The sequence below is a fragment of the Bacteroides sp. NSJ-39 genome (assembly GCF_014287315.1).
In the GTDB taxonomy this organism is placed as follows: Bacteria; Bacteroidota; Bacteroidia; order Bacteroidales; family Bacteroidaceae; genus Bacteroides; species Bacteroides finegoldii.
Genome location: NZ_JACOOB010000019.1, coordinates 47,515 through 64,828, shown reverse-complemented (window position 1 = coordinate 64,828; position 17,314 = coordinate 47,515). Strand labels below are relative to the sequence as shown.

The following is a 17,314-nucleotide window of genomic DNA, read 5'->3' as shown; positions in this document are numbered from 1 at the left end:
AGGCAGAACTATTCCTTCAGTAAGAATGGCAATGCGTTGCTTGAGCCGTGTGAGGGGAAACTCTCATGCACGGTTCTTAGAGGGGAAAGCCCCAGCAATGGGGCTGACCTACTCGACACGAAACTGATTTACGCCATCGGTGCGGTGGTCGGCTTGATCGGCGGGGTGAAAGTGTACGGGAAGTTCAGCGCCGGCGATCCGGACGTGAGCAAAGTCGCCGCAAGCTGGTTCGGAGCCTGCATCTTCCTGATCGTGGCGGCTACCATCCTCCGTTCGTTCTTCCTGTAAAACAGCGGACTATGGACTTGGAAATCAACAAGGGGATCGGCAGGAACGTGGAGTTCAAGGGGCTGGAAAGCCAGTACCTCTTCATCTTCTGCGGCGGTCTGCTCGCCGTGTTCGTGGTGTTCGTCATCCTGTACATGGCGGGCGTGAGCCAGTGGGTGTGCATCGGCTTCGGCGTGGCTGCGGCTACGCTGCTGGTATGGCTCACCTTCCGGCTGAACGCCCGGTACGGCACGCACGGGCTGATGAAGGCAGCCGCCCGCAGGCGGCATCCGAGGTACGTGGTGAACCGGCTGAAAATCCCCCGATTATTCACCTTTAAACACTGGCAAGAATGAGAAACGTAATGAAAGCGGCGACACTCGAAAGCAAGTTCCCGCTGCTGGCGGTGGAGAACGGCTGCATCGTGAGCAAGGAGGCGGACGTGACGGTCGCCTTCAGGGTGGAACTGCCAGAACTGTTCTCCGTCACGGGGAGCGAGTACGAGGCGGTCCACTCGGCTTGGCACAAGGCGGTGAAGGTGCTGCCGGAGTATTCCATCGTGCACAAGCAGGACTTCTTCATCGAGGAGAAGTACCGGCCGGAAACGGACAGGGACGACCTTAGCTTCCTGAGCCGGAGCTTTGAGAGGCACTTCAACGAACGCCCGTTCCTGAACCACTTCTGCTACCTGTTCCTTACCAAGACGACGAAGGCACGGAGCCGTCAGGAAAGCACGTTCTCCACCCTCTGCAAGGGCAGGCTTGTCCCCAAGGAGATCGAGGACCGGGAGACGGTTACGAGGTTCCTCGAAGCCGTCGGGCAGTTCGAGAAGATCATGAACGACAGCGGTTTCGTTACGCTGCGCCGCCTCACGACGGACGAGATCACCGGTACGGAAACGGCGGCGGGCATCGTGGAGAAGTACCTCTCGCTCTCGCAGCACGACACGACGGTGCTGAAGGACATCCAGTTGAACCCGGAGGAGATGCGCATCGGCGACGACATCCTCTGCCTGCACACCCTCTCGGACACGGAAGACCTGCCGGGCAAGGTGGCGACGGACAGCCGCTACGAGCGGCTCTCGACCGACCGCTCGGACTGCCGCCTGTCGTTCGCCGCCCCGGTGGGCTTGCTGCTGGACTGCAACCACTGCTACAACCAGTACATCTTCATCGACGACCACGGGGAGAACCTGAAACGCTTCGAGCAGACCGCCCGGAACATGCACTCGCTCTCCCGCTACTCCCGCTCCAACCAGATCAACAAGGCATGGATCGAGGAATACCTGAACGAGGCGCACTCGAAAGGGCTGACCTCGGTGCGCTGCCACTGCAACGTGATGGCGTGGAGCGACGACCGGGAGGAGCTTAGGCGCATCAAGAACGAGGTGGGCAGCCAGCTCGCCCTGATGGAGTGCAAGCCGAGGCACAACACGGTGGACGTGCCCACGCTCTTCTGGGCGGCGATACCGGGCAACGAGGGGGACTTCCCCTTCGAGGAGAGCTTCTACACGTTCATCCCGCAAGCCCTGTGCTTCTTCACCGAGGAGACGAACTACAAGGACTCGCTCTCGCCCTTCGGCATCAAGATGGCGGACAGGATGACGGGCAGACCGCTGCATCTGGACATCAGCGACCTGCCGATGAAGAAAGGGGTGATCTCGAACCGCAACAAGTTCGTCCTCGGTCCGAGCGGAAGCGGCAAGTCGTTCTTCATGAACCACCTCGTGCGCCAGTATTACGAGCAAAACAGCCACATCGTGCTGATCGACACGGGCAACTCGTACCAAGGGCTGTGCGAGCTGATCCACCGCAAGACCAAGGGCGAGGACGGGATTTACTACACGTACACGGAGGAGAAGCCCATCAGCTTCAACCCCTTCTTCACGGACGACTACAAGTTCAGCGTAGAGAAGAAGGACAGTATCAAGACGCTGCTGCTGGCGCTGTGGAAGGGCGAGGACGAGAAGGTCACGAAGACGGAGAGCGGCGAGCTGGGCAGTGCGGTGTCGGCGTACATCCGCCGGATACAGCAGAACCGGGACATCGCCCCCTCGTTCGACACCTTCTACGAGTACATGCTGAACGATTACCGGAAGGAGCTGGCGGCAAGGGACATCAAGGTGAGCCGGGAGGATTTCAACATCGACAACTTCCTGACCACGCTGCGGCAGTATTACAAGGGCGGGCGCTACGACTTCCTGCTGAACTCGAACGAGAACATCGACCTGCTGCACAAGCGGTTCATCGTCTTCGAGATCGACGCCGTGAAGGACAATGCCGAGCTGTTCCCCGTGGTTACGATCATCATCATGGAAGCCTTCATCAACAAGCTGCGCCGCCTGAAAGGGGTGCGGAAGATGCTGATCTGCGAGGAGGCTTGGAAAGCCCTTTCCTCGCCGAGTATGAGTGAGTATTTGAAGTACATGTGTGCGCCCGTAAAGGTTGCATCGTAAACATCTCTTTGGCAAGAGATTAGGAAAGTGTTCTTTGAAAACAACCTATCATCAGCCGACTTATCTGTTTTCGGGAAAACTTAACCGAGCAGGGAGTGTAGCATGTCGGAAAAGTTATAAGTCAGTTAGTTACCAAACTGCGACTGAATAGCGAGATGAAAAGATAGATATGAGGATAAAGTCCGAATTGATTGAACGATAGTCCGAGTGGTCCCCCTTGAGGCTATGGCGTAAGGTAACTATCAATCGCCATATCGTGATACTACTTCAGTGTACAGGTATGAATGTAGCAAGAACTTATCACGACACAACCGCAATAAGCGAGTAAAGGACGGAAGTCGTATCCGACAATCTATCATGCCAATAGTTACGATGTGATAAACGGGGATTACCTATCCCGAAGTGCCGAAAGGCTATTAGGTTCGACCTATGAAAATTCGGAGTGGTAACGGAGCTTCCATAGTAGTTTGAGCAAGGTAACGCCTTGTACATGGCGAAGGGAAGCAGCTAATTATTAATACAATTAACGGAAAATGTGAGAGACATTATGAGAAGTCCAGAAAGAGTATTAAACAGTCTATCAGAACACAGTAAGGATGCAAGCTATAAGTTTGAACGTCTTTACAGGATTTTGTTCAATGAGGAAATGTTCTACGTTGCCTATCAGCGCATTTATGCCAAAGAAGGTAACATGACTAAAGGTTCGGACGGTCAGACCATTGACAACATGAGCCTGAAACGAATTGAAAAGTTAATTGATACGTTAAAAGATGAAACGTACCAACCCCAACCGTCAAAGAGAGTGTACATACCAAAGAAAAACGGTAAGAAAAGACCTCTTGGCGTACCGACTTTTAATGACAAGCTGATACAAGAAGTAGTAAGAATGGTATTGGAAGCCATATACGAGGGAAGTTTTGAATACACCTCGCATGGTTTCCGTCCCAATCGAAGCTGCCATACTGCATTAGCCCATATCCAAAAGGAGTTTAATGGTGCAAAATGGTTTGTAGAGGGAGACATAAAAGGCTTCTTCGATAACATAAACCATGATGTACTGATAAATACCCTCAAGGAGCGCATTACGGATGAACGTTTTATACGTTTAATGCGCAAGTTCTTGAAAGCGGGATATATTGAAGAATGGCAATTCTATAATACTTACAGTGGCACACCGCAAGGTGGTATCATTAGCCCGATACTGGCTAATATCTACCTTGACAAACTGGACAAGTATATAAAGGAATACATTGTCAAATTCGATAAGGGGAAGAAACGAAAATTCAGTAGAGAAAGTTTGGACTTTGGCAATGCAAGAAAACGTATTGTGCGAAGATTGAAGTCCGTAAAAGACGAAAGGCAAAAGGCAAAGCTAATCCTTGAACTGAAAGCAATAGAACAAGGACGGGCTAAATATCCCAACGGCGAAGAAATGGATGCCGATTACAGGAGAATGAAATATGCGAGATATGCAGATGATTTTCTCGTGGGAATTATCGGAAGTAAACAAGATGCGCAACAGATAAAGGAAGATATTAAAAACTTCCTTGCTGATAAACTGGCATTGGAACTGTCCGATGAAAAGACACTTGTCACTCACACGAAAAGACCTGCCAAGTTTCTCGGATATGAAATCTCTGTAAGAAAATCCAATGAACAAAGACGGGATAAACGAGGCAGATTGAGAAGAACCTATGGTAAAAGGGTCTGTCTGAATGTCAGTTCGGAAACTGTTCGTAAGAAACTTTTCGATTTGGGAGTCTTGGAAATGGCGAACCGTAACGGAAAGGAAATATGGAAACCGAAATGTAAATCGGGACTGATATTTAATGATGACCTTGAAATCCTTGACAGTTATAATCGAGAAATCGTGGGTTTCTATAATTACTACTCCATAGCCAACAACTGTGCCCATGCCTTGAACAATTTCAGTTACATCATGGAATACAGCATGTACAAAACGTTTGCAGGCAAATATAAGTGCCGCACACGTAAAGTAAACAAGAAATATCGCAAGAACGGTAGGTTTATCGTAAAGCACATGACTAAAACAGGGGTAAAGGAAAGGTACTTTTACGACGGTGGCTTCAAACGAAAGAAGCCTACCTATAAATCGGAATGTGACATTATGCCACGAACAATTTATACTGCGGGGCGGACAAGTCTTGTTGAAAGACTGAAAGCCCGTGAGTGTGAATTATGTGGAGCGACAGACGACCTTGTTATGCACCATGTAAGGAAACTAAAGAACTTGCAGGGAAAGGAAAGCTGGGAACGACACATGATTGCCCGCAAACGCAAGACGATTGCCGTGTGCAGGAGTTGTCACAAGAAGATACATGACGGAAAGATAGACTGAAATTAGTGGAGAGCCGGATACGCTGAGAGGTGTAAGTCCGGTTCGGGGGCGAGCATTTGGAAACCTGTCATAGGAATATGATAAGGCGCTGGGTGCTTAGCCTACACAAGACCGTCAGGAAATATTTCGGCGAGGCGATTGTCGTCACGCAGGAGGTGGACGACATCATCTCGTCCCCCATCGTGAAGGAGGCTATCATCACCAACTCGGACTGCAAAATCCTTTTGGACCAGAAGAAGTACATGAACAAGTTCGACGGCATCCAGTCGATGCTCGGTCTGACGGACAAGGAGAAGTCGCAGATACTCTCCATCAACCTCGCCAACCATCCCGGACGGAAGTACAAGGAGGTCTGGATCGGTCTGAACGGGGTGCAGTCGGCGGTGTACGCCACGGAGGTGTCGGCTGCCGAGTACCTGACCTATACCACCGAGGAGAGCGAGAAGACGGAGGTGTTCGCACTGGCGGAAGAGCTGGGCGGTGACTTGGAGCTTGCCATCAAGCGGCTGGCGGAAACGAAGTATAAATAATGTGCCGATGCGCTGACGGGGAGCGGCGGACAGGTTGCCGGACGGGTGGTTGATTGACCGGACGAACGGCTGAAGGGTCGGATGGTTGACCAAACGGCTAAACGGTCAAACGGTTAAACGGCTGGATGTACAAACGGCTAAACGACATGGAGAGAATAAAATTTTGTAAAACTAAAAAAACGGAATCAAGATGAGACGATTGAATTTAATCCTGCTGCTGTCGGCGGTGACGGCGGCGCTGGCGTTTGTCATTTCCTGCAAGGAGACAAATGCGGAACGGTTGGAAAAGATGTGCGGCGAATGGGTCAGCACGGGCGGAAAGCCGCCCTTCACCCTCTGGGAAGAGGACGGCAGGTACCGTGTGACGGTCATGCACAGGAACCACAAGGGCGGCAGTGAAGCGGAGACCTACCTCGTCCGGGAAACGGAAGGGGTGCTGTTCATCGAGACGGGCTTCGCCGTGATGATGGACTATGACCGGGAGAAAGACCGCATCCGGCTGTCGCCGGGCGGAGAGTACAGGAGAAAGAGTGACGGAACCCTAAAACAGTAAGGACATGAGAACGATAAAGGCAATCATCGTGGGCGTGGCGTGCCTGACGGCAGGTGCGGCCAACGCCCAGTGGGTCGTACACGATCCCGGCAATCTGGCGCAGGGCATCATCAACACGACCAAGGAGATCGTGGAGACCTCCGCCACCGCACAGCACACGCTGGACGGGTTCAAGGAGACGGCGAAGATATTCGAGCAGGGACGGAAGTATTACGATGCGCTCAAGGCGGTGCATGACGTGGTGAAAGGCGGCGTGAAGGTGAAGAAGTCCATCGAGATGGTGGCGGACATCTCGGAAATCTACGTGCGCAACTACCAGAAGATGCTCGGCGACCCGAACTACACGCCGGACGAGCTGTCAACCATCTCGTTCGGGTACGCCAAGCTGCTCTCCGAGAGCGCGGACATCCTGCAAGATTTGAAGAACGTGGTGAACGTGACGGGGATGTCGCTCTCGGACGCCGAGCGGCTGGCGATCATCGACCAGAGCTACAAGCGGCTGCTGGAGTACCGCAACCTCGTGCAGTATTACACGGACAAGAACATCTCGGTGAGCTACCTGCGGGCGAAGAAGAAAAAGGACGCCGACCGGGTGGTGGCTCTCTACGGGGATGCGGAAGACCGTTACTGGTGAGGCGGGCAAATATATAATAATGTATGCGTACATATAATAAAAATACAGGACTATGTTGTTAGCGATAGACTTCACGAACCTGCACGAGATATTGCAGGCATTGTATCAGGACATGATGCCGCTCTGCGAGAAGCTGACGGGTGTAGCCAAGGGAATCGCCGGGCTGGGTGCGCTGTTCTACGTAGCCGCCAAGGTGTGGCAGGCGCTCGCCCGTGCCGAGCCCATCGACGTGTACCCGCTGCTGCGCCCGTTCGCCATCGGGCTGTGCATCCTCTTCTTCCCCACCTTCGTCATCGGCACGATCAACACGGTGCTCTCGCCCGTGGTGAAGGGCTGCCACGGGATGCTCGAATCACAGACCTTCGACATGAACCGATACCGGGAACAGAAGGAGACGCTGGAGAGGGAGGCGTTCCGCCGTGATCCGGAGAAGGCGTATCTGGCGAGCAAGGAGGACTTCGACAAGAAGCTCGACGAGCTGGGCTGGTCGCCCAAGGACTTGAAGACGATGGCGGTGATGTACATTGACCGGACGGAGTACAACATGAAGCGGAACATCCGGCTGTGGTTCCAAGAACTGCTCGAACTGCTGTTCCAGTCGGCTGCGCTGGTCATCGACACGATACGGACGTTCTTCCTGATCGCCCTCTCCATCCTCGGTCCGATAGCGTTCGCCCTCTCGGTCTATGACGGGTTCCAGAGCACGCTCACGCAGTGGATAACGAGGTACATCTCCATCTACATGTGGCTGCCCGTGAGCGACCTGTTCAGCTCGGTGCTGGCACGCATCCAAGTGCTGATGCTCACCCGTGACATCGAGGCGATGAGCGACCCGACCTTCATCCCGGACAGCTCGAACACGGTGTACATCATCTTTTTAATCATCGGGATATTCGGGTACTTCACCATACCGACCGTCGCCAACTGGATCATCATGGCGGGCGGGGTGAGCCACGCCAACCGTGCGATGAACCAGACCGCCACGAAGGTAGGCAACGTTGCCGCCGCAGGTGCGGGCGCAGCCGTGGGGAACATCGCCGGAAAAATCATCAAGTAGCGGCGGATGTCCCAAGAAAATGAGTCATAACGAATAAAAAACCGGAAACATGGAATTTAAAAGTTTGAAAAATATCGAAACGAGCTTCAGGCAGATACGGCTCTTCACGCTGGTATTCGCCAGTCTGTGCGCCGTGGTGACGGGCTTCGCCCTGTGGAAGTCGTACAGCTTCGCCGAGGCGCAGCGGCAGAAGATCTACGTGCTGGACAACGGCAAGAGCCTGATGCTGGCGCTCTCGCAGGACGTGCGGCAGAACCGCCCGGTGGAGGCACGGGAGCACGTGCGCCGCTTCCACGAGCTGTTCTTCACGCTCTCGCCCGACAAGTCGGCTATCGAGGGCAACATCAGGCGTTCGCTGCTGCTGGCGGACAAGAGCGCCTTCAACTACTACAAGGACCTCTCGGAAAAGGGGTACTACAACCGCATAATATCGGGGAACATCAACCAGATGATAGAGATAGACAGCCTGCGGTGCGACTTCGACAAGTACCCGTACAGCGTGCGGACATTCGCCCGGCAGATCATCCTTCGGGAAAGCTCTGTTACGGAACGCAGCCTTGTAACCCGCTGCCGCCTGCTGGATGCGGTCAGGAGCGACAACAACCCGCAGGGCTTCATCATCGAGGGCTTCGAGGTCACGGAGAACAAGGATTTGCAGACCCTTAAACGCTGACGGCTATGATAAGGAAATTCATCGTAAAGGCGCAGGATTGGGCGGACGGGAAGCTCCGCCGCCTCGCCGGGCGTATCTCGCCCGACATGCGTGTGGCAATCATCCTCGTGATGCTGGCGGCGTTCGGCGCACTGTCGGTCTATATGACCGTCTCCTCCATCTACCGTATCGGCAGAAACGACGGGAAGGAACTGGGGATAGAGCATATCAGGCGCCTGCAATTGCCCAATGACAGTATTATCAACCCTTTTGAAAGCGGACGGCATGGGACTGGCGGAGAAGTTGAGTGAGTGGCTGCTCCGCCGCCGGGAGCGGCAGGAGGAGCGGAACATGAGGCAGGTGGCGGCGTATTTCGGGAGCCTGCTGAATAAGAGGCGTGCGGATGCCGGTGCAATCCTCCAGTCCGTCAGGGACTACCGGGACTGCCCGGAGGTGACAAGGAAACAGGCGGAGCTGCTGCTGGAACACAGGTTCTTCCGGTACGTGTACCAGACGGGCTATCCCGAATGGCGGGCGGTCATGGACGCCCTGAAAGAGACCCGTTACGGGATGCGTGAGGGGGCGGCAATCCCCCGGAGCGTGAAGGAGGCGGCGGAAAGCCCGATGCTGCGTCTGTCGGCGCAATACAAGGTGCTGGAGCACGAGTACACGAGGCGCAACGCCCCGCAGCCGCTATCCCCCGAAGCGCAGGCGGAACGGGATGCGGCGCACCGGCTGCTGAACTGCTGCATGAGGGAGGGCGACCTCGACGCACTGAAAAGGCTTGCCCTGAAAGGCGAGAAACCGGACGACTCGGTGGCCATCCGCCACGGGCTGGCGGAAGGCTACCGCAGGCTCGAAGAACTGAGCCGGGAATGGAGCGAGGAGATGCGGGGCGACAACCACACCGTCATGGAACAGATCGAGTTGCGGGAGGCGGACGAGCGGGGAAAGCTGATGCGGCAAGCCGCCGCCCTTTACGAGAGGAAGACGGGCGGCAAACTGCCCGGCGACTATCTGGAAGCGGTGAAGGCGGAACGGGCATTGCTCCACGGGCTCGCCCGCCACGGCTGGGACGGTCAGCGGGAAGTCCCGAAGGAGACGGTGGAGAAGTACGGGCTGACGGAGGACTTTGCCGGTATCGCCCGGCTGAGGTGGGACTACCACCTGAGCGAGGACAACGGGGACCTCTCCCGGGACTACCCGGAAGCCGCCATCGGACGCCACAACCGTGCCATCCGGGAGCGTGCGGCGAAAGAACTGGCAGGGCTGGAAGCGAGGCTGTTCCCCGAAAAGGCGGCAAGCCGGGAACGGAAGGCTGCGCACCTGCGGGCGGACAACCGGGCAAGCCCCACGGCATCGCTCAAACGGGAACGGAAGGAGCCGCCCGGCAAGCGGCAAACCGGAGAGACAGGCAGAAGGAAGCCTCCGGGGAGAAGAATCAGAATGTAGGACAACCATAAATTTTTGACATGATGGAAGAACAGAACCAAGAAAAAGCAACGGCAACGCAGCACGTAAAGGCGGCGGATGCCGCAGCCCCGGAGATGGGGAACGGAAAGAAAGAGGACAAGGGCGGCGGAAAAAAGGAGAAGAAGACAGCCAAGCCGCTCACGCCGAAACAGTTGCAGCAACGGAAGAAGCTGATGGTATATCCGCTGATGGGCTTGCTGTTCCTCGGCTCGATGTGGCTGATATTCGCGCCTTCGGAAGAGCGGGAGGTGAACCGGGACACCGTGGGGGCGTTCAACGCCGACATCCCCCTGCCGGAGAACGACGGGATCATCGGCGACAAGCGGAAAGCCTACGAGCAGGCGCAGGCGGAAAGGCGGCAGGCGGAGAAGGTGCGCTCGCTGGAGGACTTCGCCTTCTCCGGGGAAAGCGATGCGGACGGGGTGGAAATGGAACTGCCGGACAGCGAGCCGGAACGGGAACCGTTCAGGGACTACTCGGGCAACGGCGGCAGCCGCTCCTCCGTCGCCGCCTACCGGGACATTAACCGGAAACTCGGCTCGTTCTACGAGGAGCCGAAGGTGGACGGGGAAAAGGAGGAGTTGAAAAGGCAGGTGGAGGAGCTGACCGCCAAACTGGAAGAAAGGGAACGGCAGGCGGGCGGAATCGACGATCAGGTGGCACTGATGGAGAAGAGCTACGAGCTTGCCGCCAAGTACATGGGGCAGAACGGGCAGGACGGCGCAACCGTGCAGGCACCCGCCACCGGGCAGGGCGGCAACGGTCTGGGACAGCCCGCCGTGGCGGTGCAGGCGGCACGGGAACGGACGGTATCGGGGCTGCAACAGCCATTGAGCGATGCGGAGTTCATGCGGCGGTACAGCCAGCCGAGGAACTACGGCTTCAACACGGCGGTGGGCAGCGGGTACGCCCTCGGGAAGAACACGATAGCCGCCTGCATCCACCAAGACCAGACGGTTATGGACGGTCAGCAGGTGAAGCTCCGGCTGCTCGAACCGTTGCAGGCGGGAAACCTGATTATCCCACACAATACGGTGGTATCCGGTACAGGCAAGGTGCAGGGGGAACGGCTCGACATCACGGTATCGTCCGTCCAGTACCAAGGTAACATATTGCCGGTGGAATTGGCGGTCTATGACAACGAGGGAATGAAAGGGCTGTGCATAGAAACCTCACTGGAGCGGGAAGCGGCAAAGGAGGCGATGGCGAACATCGGCGGCGGGCTGGGAACGAGCATCTCGTTCGCACGGAGCGCCGGGCAACAGGTGGCGATGGACATCACCCGTGGGCTGATGCAGGGCGGCAGCCAGTACCTCGCCAAGAAATTCCGCACGGTAAAGGTGCACCTGAAAGCGGGTGATCCGCTGATGCTCTACGCCAAACAGCAATAAATCAACAAATTATAAAACCATTAAAAAGTAAAGACAATGAAAAAGATTTTTGGATGGGTCGCCCTGCTTGTGGGCATGGTGACGGGTGCGAACGCACAGGTGAACGACACGATACAGCGGACCACGGGCAACGACCTGTATCAGGGGATTACACGGAAGCTACCCTACCGGCAGATGGTTACGCCCCACGGGGTGCAGGTGACGTTCGCCAAGACGGTGCATATCATCTTCCCCTCGGCGGTGCGGTACGTGGATTTGGGAAGCGACCGGATTATCGCCGGGAAAGCGGACGGTGCGGAGAACGTGATCCGGGTGAAGGCGACGACCGAGGGGTTTCCGGGGGAAACGAACTTTTCCGTCATCTGCGAGGATGGGAGCTTCTATTCGTTCAATGCCCGGTATGCGCATGAGCCGGAGATGCTGAACATCGAGATGAAGGATTTTTTGGAGAACGGGGACACGACGGACTTTTCGCATACCCGCATGAACATCCATTTCCGTGAGCTGGCAGGCGAAAGCCCGCTCTTGGTGAAGCTGATCATGCAGAGCATCTACAAGGAGGACAGGCGGGAGATCCGGCACTTGGGCTGCAAACGCTTCGGGGTGCAGTTCCTCCTGAAATCCGTCCACTCGCACAACGGGCTGTTCTATTTCCACACGGAAACGAGGAACAGGTCGAACGTGGCTTTCCGGACGGACTTTATCCGGTTCAAGATCGTGGACAAGAAAGTGCCGAAGCGCACCGCCATTCAGGAGCGGGTGATCGATCCGGTGCGCAGCTACAACGAGGTGCTGGTGACGGAGGGGAAAAGCGACGTGCGCACGGTGTATGCCGTCCCGCAGTTCACCATACCGGACGACAAGCTGCTGGTCATCGAGCTGTTCGAGAAGGACGGCGGCAGGCACCAGACCATCCGGGTGGAGAACGCCGACCTCGTGGCGGCAAGACAGATTAACGAACTGAAAATCAAGTAAGCGATGAAAAGGTTACTGTTCATTATCCTGCTTTTCGGGGTGTGCCTGCATGTGAACCAGGCACACGCCCAACGGTGCCTGCCCGGAATGAGGGGCATACAGCTCACGGGCGGGCTGTCGGACAACATGCGCTGGAAAAACGGCGACGGCTTCGGCTACCACGCCGGGATAGCGGTGAGCACCTACACGAAGAACGCCCACCATTGGGTGGTCGGTGCGGAATACTTGGAGAAGCGGTACGGCTACCGGGACTGCCTCTATCCGGCGAGCCAGTTCACGGGCGAGGGCGGCTATTACCTGAACTTCCTGTCAGACCGGAAGAAGACGTTCTTCGCCGCACTGGGGCTGTCCGCCCTTGCCGGGTACGAGACGGTGAACTGGGGCGAGAGCCTGCTGCCGGACGGCTCCCGGCTCACGGATGAGGACAATTTCATCTATGGGGGTGCGCTGACGCTGGAGCTGTCCGCCTACGTGACGGACAAGATTGTCTTGCTGGTAAACGGTCGCCAACGGGTGCTGTTCGGCGGCGACTGCGGGAAGTTCCACACGCAGGTCGGCGTGGGAATACGTTTTATGATTCGATAACTGCTATATTATAATAATGTATATATGAGGACAATGATTTATAAAATACTCACGGGCTGCTACATTGTGGCCGCCCTCGTGCTGGTCGCAGCCTGTAATGACGGGCTGGATATTCAGACGAAATACCCGTTCACGGTGGAGACGATGCCCGTCCCGAAGGAGCTGAAAGTGAACGAGACGGCGGAGATACGGTGCGAGCTGAAACGGGAAGGACGCTGGGAGGACACCCGGTACACGATCCGCTGGTTCCTCTTCGACGGGGAAGGCACGCTCAAACTGGACGACGGCACGGCGTTGCTGCCCAATGACCGCTACCCGCTGGAGAAAGAGACGTTCCGGCTCTATTACACCCCGCTGTCGGACGAACAGAGCGGCTTCACCGTCTGGGTGGAGGACTCGGACGGTCAGGTGGTCGAACTGGAGTTCGACTTCAATGCGGACAACGACAAGGAGGACGGGTATGGAACGGAATGATCTGGTTCTATACCTCGACATACCGGAATTTTCCGAAGCCCTGCATGCCTCGAAGTGGCGGACGGACATTGTCCTTCCACAAGCGGGGGACAATATATGTCCGGAAAACCTGCTGTCGGAGAAAACGCTCGCCATGCTGGAGACGGTTTCCGCCGGGGAGGTCTGGGAAGACATGAAGGACGACTGCCGGACCATGCGCCGGGTCGTGGAGCACGAGCTGTTCCGGGTGACGGAACGGGGATTTCACCTGCGCAGGGACGGGACACCGTGCTGCACGCTGACGCTGCAAAGATACCGTGTGCACGATGCCGGAAGGCGGATGAAAACAGAAGTGCCGCCACCTTGTCCAGCCCGGGGCGTGGAACGGAAAAGCGGGAAAATCCGGTTTTATTTCCGGAAATACTTTGTGCATATCGACGTGCCGGACACGCTGCCGCAATACCCGGAGGTACGTGAGTTCGTGAACATAAAGTCGCTGCTCTCGGAGGCGGATAAAAAACTGCTGGCGGAAACGGAATGCGATGAAGCGGAAAGCCTGCTGGAGTGGATAGAGAATGAAGGCTATTGCCATGTCCGGGCGAGGTGCTGGACGCCGGACGAGGAGAGCGGCGGATGGATGTGCGTGTTGTCGGTGGATGTTTAAAGGGGTTTATAACAAGAAAAAATGTAAAAACATGGAACGAGAAGAAAGAATGTATCAGGTGCCTCTGGAGATGATATGCAGGCACGACCGCACGGCGGAGGTCTGCCGTGCCGCCGTTGAAGAGGACGGCTGGCAGTTGGAGAACGTGCCCGAGGAGATGAAGACGCCGGAACTGTGCCGGAAGGCGCTGGAAACGGAAGCGGGGTTCGGGAACGACTTCCACCGGGGGCTGGTCCAGCATATCCCGTCCCCGGAGGTGTGCATGGAGGTGCTGAAGGAGTGCCGGGAGAACAACCCGGAAGAACTCTACGGGGTGGCGGTGGCTATCCGCCCGGAGGTGATGAACGGCGAAATGGCGGACTTCCTGCTGCCGCTGGACGGCAGGTGCATCAGCATCCTGCCCGTACACCTGCAAACGCCGGAGCGGGTGCGGGTGGCGGTGGAAACGTCGGGGATGTCCGCCGTCGGGCGTGGCGGAGTGCCGAAAAGCCTGCTCACGCCCGATGTGTATGTCAGGTGCGCCGCCCACAGCCGGGAGTCGCTGATGATGATCCCGTGGGCGGAACGCTCGCCGGAGGTCTGCCTGATGGCGAAGACGCTGTACCCGGACTGGGTGAGGAATCACCCGGAGTTCGTGCCGGAGAGCGTGCATAACCAAGACAGCGTATATACGCTGAACAGCCTGATGGAAAGCCTGACGGGGGAAAAGTTCAGCTACCGGCAAATGACGGACTTCTACAACGGGAAACCGCTGAATGTGAAACGGATGGAGACGCCGGACGGCGTGCAGAAGGACAAGTCGGTGAAGTTCGACAAGGAGACGGGGAAGTTCTCCTTCTCCGACATCCGGCAGGAGCGGAAACGGGGATTGAAGATGTAGCGTGAGCTGTGCAGCAGACGAAATGGAAAAGCATCCTTTGGGATGCTTTTCCTATTATTTTAGAACTAATAGATGTTTAATCGAAATAAGCAGGACTTAATTATGGAAATACATATACCTTTATTATCTTTGCAAAAGACGGAATATCTAAACGGTAACTGTCTCAAAATGAAATTAATTGTGATTGTATGTCAAGGCTGTATTATATAAAGAATTTAGTTGTATGAATAAAGATATTAAAAATTATTTCAATTCTATTTGGAGTAAAAATCATCAAGTAGTAGTTGCACCTCCCCAAAGTACAGATTTTGCTAATTTTACATATTGTGGTTGTGGATTTGTTGTACAATATAAAGGCTATAAATTTTTTATAACAGCAGATCATGTTATTCATGGAGAACATTTTGAGGCTGATGAAAGGAATGTAGAAGATAATGTTGTAGGTGTGTTACAATGTAAAAATGATATGGAATGTTATGCTTCATTAGTTGTTCCTCTTGGGGGAATATATGATTTTACAAAATATCAAATACCAAAATCAAAAGATGATTTAGTATTTCCAGAATTAGTTGATGTAGCTTTTTGTAAAGTAGATGAGGAGTTAGAAGCATGTGTTACAATAGAACTTCGTATAGAGAATGAGATAATTGTGTCAGCAGGAGAACCCAAAGGATTTATAACCACAGAGCTGTTTCTTGAACATCCTTCTAAAGATGAATTATATGTAATTACTGGTACTATTTTGAAAGTACATCAGAATGGTATTCGTTTTTCCCCATTAAACGCTGTCTATTGTGGATTAAAATATATAGAAACTGAAAATAATTTGTTTCATCTAAAATACCCCCAAATAATAGATTATCAACAATGGGCAGGATTGAGTGGTTCACCTGTTTTCAATAATGAAGGGAAATTATTAGGAATGTTACTTAGAGTAGAAGATGGAGGACATGCTGTTTGGATAAAACCAATTAGTGAGATTGTTAAATTATTAGATTATAGTTTAACCATAGAAAAGCTCGATTTAGATAACAAAATACAGTAAATTGAAATTATTACAGTTATGTTACAAGATTATAAATTGGAAATAGGATTTGATAATTGTTCATACGATAGTCCATATTTAGTAGAAGGCTGTGCAAACAGCTGTATTACATTAATTATAGATTCTGAGAAGTTTCCGACACTTCAGTCTAAAAAGAATGTTCAGGAGGAACTGCAAAATGTAATAAAAGCGGAATTAGCAAAAATTAAATGGATTATATACAATGATGTCAATCTTGAATTTTTTTGGTACTTTTCATGTTTGCGCAAAAAGGAGTCAGATAAAATTGGAGATTTAGACAACCTGATAAAACCCATTATTGATACATTTTCTGGCTGTAATGGAATATTCATAGATGATTCTCAAATAGGTTCAATAAATAGCTTATGGATGTCCAGAGATGTTAGTTCCTCTCGAAATTCTATTTTAAAACTCTGTATTCATTTCAATAATGATGATTGCTGTATAAAAGAGAATATGCGATTTGTTCAGATAGAAAAACAAATGTATGCTGTATATAATTTTGATATAAATAGCATTAATGATTTGCATTGTATATTAATATTGCATCATATACAAAGAAAAAGAAGAAAAAATTTCGAGAAAATGTTGCAGGAAAATCCTAATATAGAAACGTCTTTAACAGATTTCAATTTATTTCATAGAACCCGGTTAAAGGATATTCCTAATAACCAAATCTATACATTGGATAAGTTTAAGCAATTATGTATTGATGCAGGATTAAATTTCAAGGAATTAATTAAAAGAGAGCGAATAAGATTGCAGAAGAGGTAATTTGTTGATCTAAATTTATTCTTATTTCAATTTACATTATTTTTTCACTCGTTAAAAGAAAAGAAGTGTAAAGTAGCTGGCGAACAAAAAAGGGGGTGCTTAAAGCATCCCCTCGTCCGTGTAGCTGAGGTAGGTGTCCTCGGTCAGTATGATGTGGTCCAAAAGCTGTATGCCGATTGCCTCGCAGCCTTTCTTCAACTGGCTGGTCAGGTTGTTGTCCTGTGTGCTTGCCACCGTCGAGCCGGACGGGTGGTTGTGCGAGAGGATGATTCCCGAAGCATGGGAAACGAGAGCCGTCTGGAGGACGATGCGTATGTCCACCACCGTACAGTCTATCCCGCTGCGTGAGATGCACGAAACGCCCAGCAGCTTGCCTGCCCGGTTCAGGTACATCGCCCAGCACTCCTCGTGGTGCTGCATACAGTCCTCGTAGAAGGGCTTGAGGATGTCGTAAGACTCCTTGGAAGAGCGGATTCTAACTCTCTTGGATGCGTCAGCGTCCTTGTAACTTACGGTGATTTGAGGAAAAGACAGTGTATTCATAAT

At 53.3% G+C, this 17,314-nt stretch carries 19 protein-coding genes and 1 pseudogene; 19 read left to right on the top strand and 1 reads right to left on the bottom strand.

Annotation, left to right across the window (positions count from 1 at the left end; genetic code table 11):
* The first annotated feature begins 36 nt into the window (after positions 1-36).
* The 19 genes and pseudogenes from H8S63_RS17075 (at position 37) to H8S63_RS16985 (ending at position 16,768) form a co-directional block, all read left to right on the top strand.
* Positions 37-288, top strand: a complete 252-nt coding sequence (locus tag H8S63_RS17075; RefSeq protein ID WP_255467678.1) for a DUF4134 domain-containing protein — start codon at positions 37-39, stop codon at positions 286-288.
* 11 nt (positions 289-299) lie between these two features.
* Positions 300-623 (top strand): DUF4133 domain-containing protein, encoded by a 324-nt coding sequence (locus H8S63_RS17070; RefSeq protein WP_118430344.1) that lies wholly within the window; start codon positions 300-302, stop codon positions 621-623.
* A pseudogene (locus H8S63_RS17065) lies at positions 620-2,710 on the top strand (TraG family conjugative transposon ATPase); the annotation flags it as partial. The gene H8S63_RS17070 and the pseudogene H8S63_RS17065, both read left to right, overlap by 4 nt.
* A gap of 559 nt (positions 2,711-3,269) precedes the next feature.
* Positions 3,270-5,081, top strand: a complete 1,812-nt coding sequence (locus tag H8S63_RS17060; protein ID WP_122379204.1) for a reverse transcriptase/maturase family protein — start codon at positions 3,270-3,272, stop codon at positions 5,079-5,081.
* Between the two features lie 56 nt (positions 5,082-5,137).
* The gene (locus tag H8S63_RS17055) at positions 5,138-5,611 is read left to right on the top strand and encodes a TraG family conjugative transposon ATPase (RefSeq protein WP_255467677.1); all 474 of its coding nucleotides are present in this window, start codon (positions 5,138-5,140) and stop codon (positions 5,609-5,611) included.
* A 190-nt stretch (positions 5,612-5,801) separates the two neighbouring features.
* Positions 5,802-6,164 carry a DUF3876 domain-containing protein gene (locus tag H8S63_RS17050; protein ID WP_057097671.1) on the top strand — a complete coding sequence of 121 codons (363 nt, stop codon included), beginning with the start codon at positions 5,802-5,804 and terminating at the stop codon, positions 6,162-6,164.
* A gap of 4 nt (positions 6,165-6,168) precedes the next feature.
* On the top strand, positions 6,169-6,798 hold the full coding sequence (locus H8S63_RS17045) for a DUF4141 domain-containing protein (protein WP_004327366.1): 630 nt from the start codon (positions 6,169-6,171) through the stop codon (positions 6,796-6,798).
* Between the two features lie 52 nt (positions 6,799-6,850).
* Entirely contained in the window at positions 6,851-7,855 is a 1,005-nt protein-coding gene (gene traJ, locus H8S63_RS17040) for a conjugative transposon protein TraJ (protein WP_118430346.1), read from the top strand.
* A 49-nt stretch (positions 7,856-7,904) separates the two neighbouring features.
* Positions 7,905-8,528 carry a conjugative transposon protein TraK gene (gene traK / locus H8S63_RS17035; RefSeq protein ID WP_004327368.1) on the top strand — a complete coding sequence of 208 codons (624 nt, stop codon included), beginning with the start codon at positions 7,905-7,907 and terminating at the stop codon, positions 8,526-8,528.
* Between the two features lie 5 nt (positions 8,529-8,533).
* The gene (locus tag H8S63_RS17030; RefSeq protein WP_117902683.1) at positions 8,534-8,818 is read left to right on the top strand and encodes a TraL conjugative transposon family protein; all 285 of its coding nucleotides are present in this window, start codon (positions 8,534-8,536) and stop codon (positions 8,816-8,818) included.
* Positions 8,793-9,959 (top strand): hypothetical protein, encoded by a 1,167-nt coding sequence (locus tag H8S63_RS17025; RefSeq protein WP_118430347.1) that lies wholly within the window; start codon positions 8,793-8,795, stop codon positions 9,957-9,959. Before H8S63_RS17030 ends, H8S63_RS17025 begins: the two co-directional genes overlap by 26 nt.
* Positions 9,960-9,979: 20 nt before the next feature.
* Positions 9,980-11,371 (top strand): conjugative transposon protein TraM, encoded by a 1,392-nt coding sequence (traM, locus tag H8S63_RS17020; RefSeq protein WP_186927454.1) that lies wholly within the window; start codon positions 9,980-9,982, stop codon positions 11,369-11,371.
* Between the two features lie 36 nt (positions 11,372-11,407).
* The gene (gene traN / locus H8S63_RS17015; RefSeq protein ID WP_032581424.1) at positions 11,408-12,346 is read left to right on the top strand and encodes a conjugative transposon protein TraN; all 939 of its coding nucleotides are present in this window, start codon (positions 11,408-11,410) and stop codon (positions 12,344-12,346) included.
* A gap of 3 nt (positions 12,347-12,349) precedes the next feature.
* Positions 12,350-12,931, top strand: a complete 582-nt coding sequence (locus tag H8S63_RS17010) for a conjugal transfer protein TraO (RefSeq protein WP_032581425.1) — start codon at positions 12,350-12,352, stop codon at positions 12,929-12,931.
* A gap of 24 nt (positions 12,932-12,955) precedes the next feature.
* Positions 12,956-13,405: a DUF3872 domain-containing protein gene (locus tag H8S63_RS17005; RefSeq protein WP_032581427.1), complete on the top strand. Its 450-nt coding sequence runs from the start codon at positions 12,956-12,958 to the stop codon at positions 13,403-13,405.
* Complete coding sequence (locus tag H8S63_RS17000) at positions 13,392-14,048, top strand: hypothetical protein (protein WP_032581429.1); 657 nt, start codon at positions 13,392-13,394, stop codon at positions 14,046-14,048. The genes H8S63_RS17005 and H8S63_RS17000 overlap by 14 nt, the downstream gene beginning before the upstream one ends.
* A 31-nt stretch (positions 14,049-14,079) precedes the next feature.
* Entirely contained in the window at positions 14,080-14,928 is an 849-nt protein-coding gene (locus tag H8S63_RS16995) for a hypothetical protein (protein WP_032581430.1), read from the top strand.
* A 223-nt stretch (positions 14,929-15,151) separates the two neighbouring features.
* Entirely contained in the window at positions 15,152-15,973 is an 822-nt protein-coding gene (locus H8S63_RS16990) for a serine protease (RefSeq protein ID WP_032581432.1), read from the top strand.
* Between the two features lie 18 nt (positions 15,974-15,991).
* Positions 15,992-16,768: a RusA family crossover junction endodeoxyribonuclease gene (locus H8S63_RS16985; RefSeq protein WP_118058762.1), complete on the top strand. Its 777-nt coding sequence runs from the start codon at positions 15,992-15,994 to the stop codon at positions 16,766-16,768.
* A gap of 99 nt (positions 16,769-16,867) precedes the next feature.
* Here the strand turns inward: H8S63_RS16985 and H8S63_RS16980 are convergent, their stop codons facing one another.
* Positions 16,868-17,311: a RadC family protein gene (locus H8S63_RS16980; RefSeq protein WP_118430349.1), complete on the bottom strand. Its 444-nt coding sequence runs from the start codon at positions 17,309-17,311 to the stop codon at positions 16,868-16,870.
* Positions 17,312-17,314 lie beyond the last annotated feature (3 nt).

Excerpts from the sequence above, each read along its gene's own strand:
- H8S63_RS17070 (WP_118430344.1), top strand. The coding sequence starts at position 300 with ATGGACTTGGAAATCAACAAGGGGATCGGCAGGAACGTGGAGTTCAAG.
- H8S63_RS17060 (WP_122379204.1), top strand. The coding sequence starts at position 3,270 with ATGAGAAGTCCAGAAAGAGTATTAAACAGTCTATCAGAACACAGTAAG.
- H8S63_RS17050 (WP_057097671.1), top strand. The coding sequence starts at position 5,802 with ATGAGACGATTGAATTTAATCCTGCTGCTGTCGGCGGTGACGGCGGCG.
- H8S63_RS17045 (WP_004327366.1), top strand. The coding sequence starts at position 6,169 with ATGAGAACGATAAAGGCAATCATCGTGGGCGTGGCGTGCCTGACGGCA.
- traJ (WP_118430346.1), top strand. The coding sequence starts at position 6,851 with ATGTTGTTAGCGATAGACTTCACGAACCTGCACGAGATATTGCAGGCA.
- traK (WP_004327368.1), top strand. The coding sequence starts at position 7,905 with ATGGAATTTAAAAGTTTGAAAAATATCGAAACGAGCTTCAGGCAGATA.
- H8S63_RS17030 (WP_117902683.1), top strand. The coding sequence starts at position 8,534 with ATGATAAGGAAATTCATCGTAAAGGCGCAGGATTGGGCGGACGGGAAG.
- H8S63_RS17025 (WP_118430347.1), top strand. The coding sequence starts at position 8,793 with ATGGGACTGGCGGAGAAGTTGAGTGAGTGGCTGCTCCGCCGCCGGGAG.
- traM (WP_186927454.1), top strand. The coding sequence starts at position 9,980 with ATGATGGAAGAACAGAACCAAGAAAAAGCAACGGCAACGCAGCACGTA.
- traN (WP_032581424.1), top strand. The coding sequence starts at position 11,408 with ATGAAAAAGATTTTTGGATGGGTCGCCCTGCTTGTGGGCATGGTGACG.
- H8S63_RS17010 (WP_032581425.1), top strand. The coding sequence starts at position 12,350 with ATGAAAAGGTTACTGTTCATTATCCTGCTTTTCGGGGTGTGCCTGCAT.
- H8S63_RS17005 (WP_032581427.1), top strand. The coding sequence starts at position 12,956 with ATGAGGACAATGATTTATAAAATACTCACGGGCTGCTACATTGTGGCC.
- H8S63_RS17000 (WP_032581429.1), top strand. The coding sequence starts at position 13,392 with ATGGAACGGAATGATCTGGTTCTATACCTCGACATACCGGAATTTTCC.
- H8S63_RS16995 (WP_032581430.1), top strand. The coding sequence starts at position 14,080 with ATGGAACGAGAAGAAAGAATGTATCAGGTGCCTCTGGAGATGATATGC.
- H8S63_RS16990 (WP_032581432.1), top strand. The coding sequence starts at position 15,152 with ATGAATAAAGATATTAAAAATTATTTCAATTCTATTTGGAGTAAAAAT.
- H8S63_RS16985 (WP_118058762.1), top strand. The coding sequence starts at position 15,992 with ATGTTACAAGATTATAAATTGGAAATAGGATTTGATAATTGTTCATAC.
- H8S63_RS16980 (WP_118430349.1), bottom strand. The coding sequence starts at position 17,311 with ATGAATACACTGTCTTTTCCTCAAATCACCGTAAGTTACAAGGACGCT.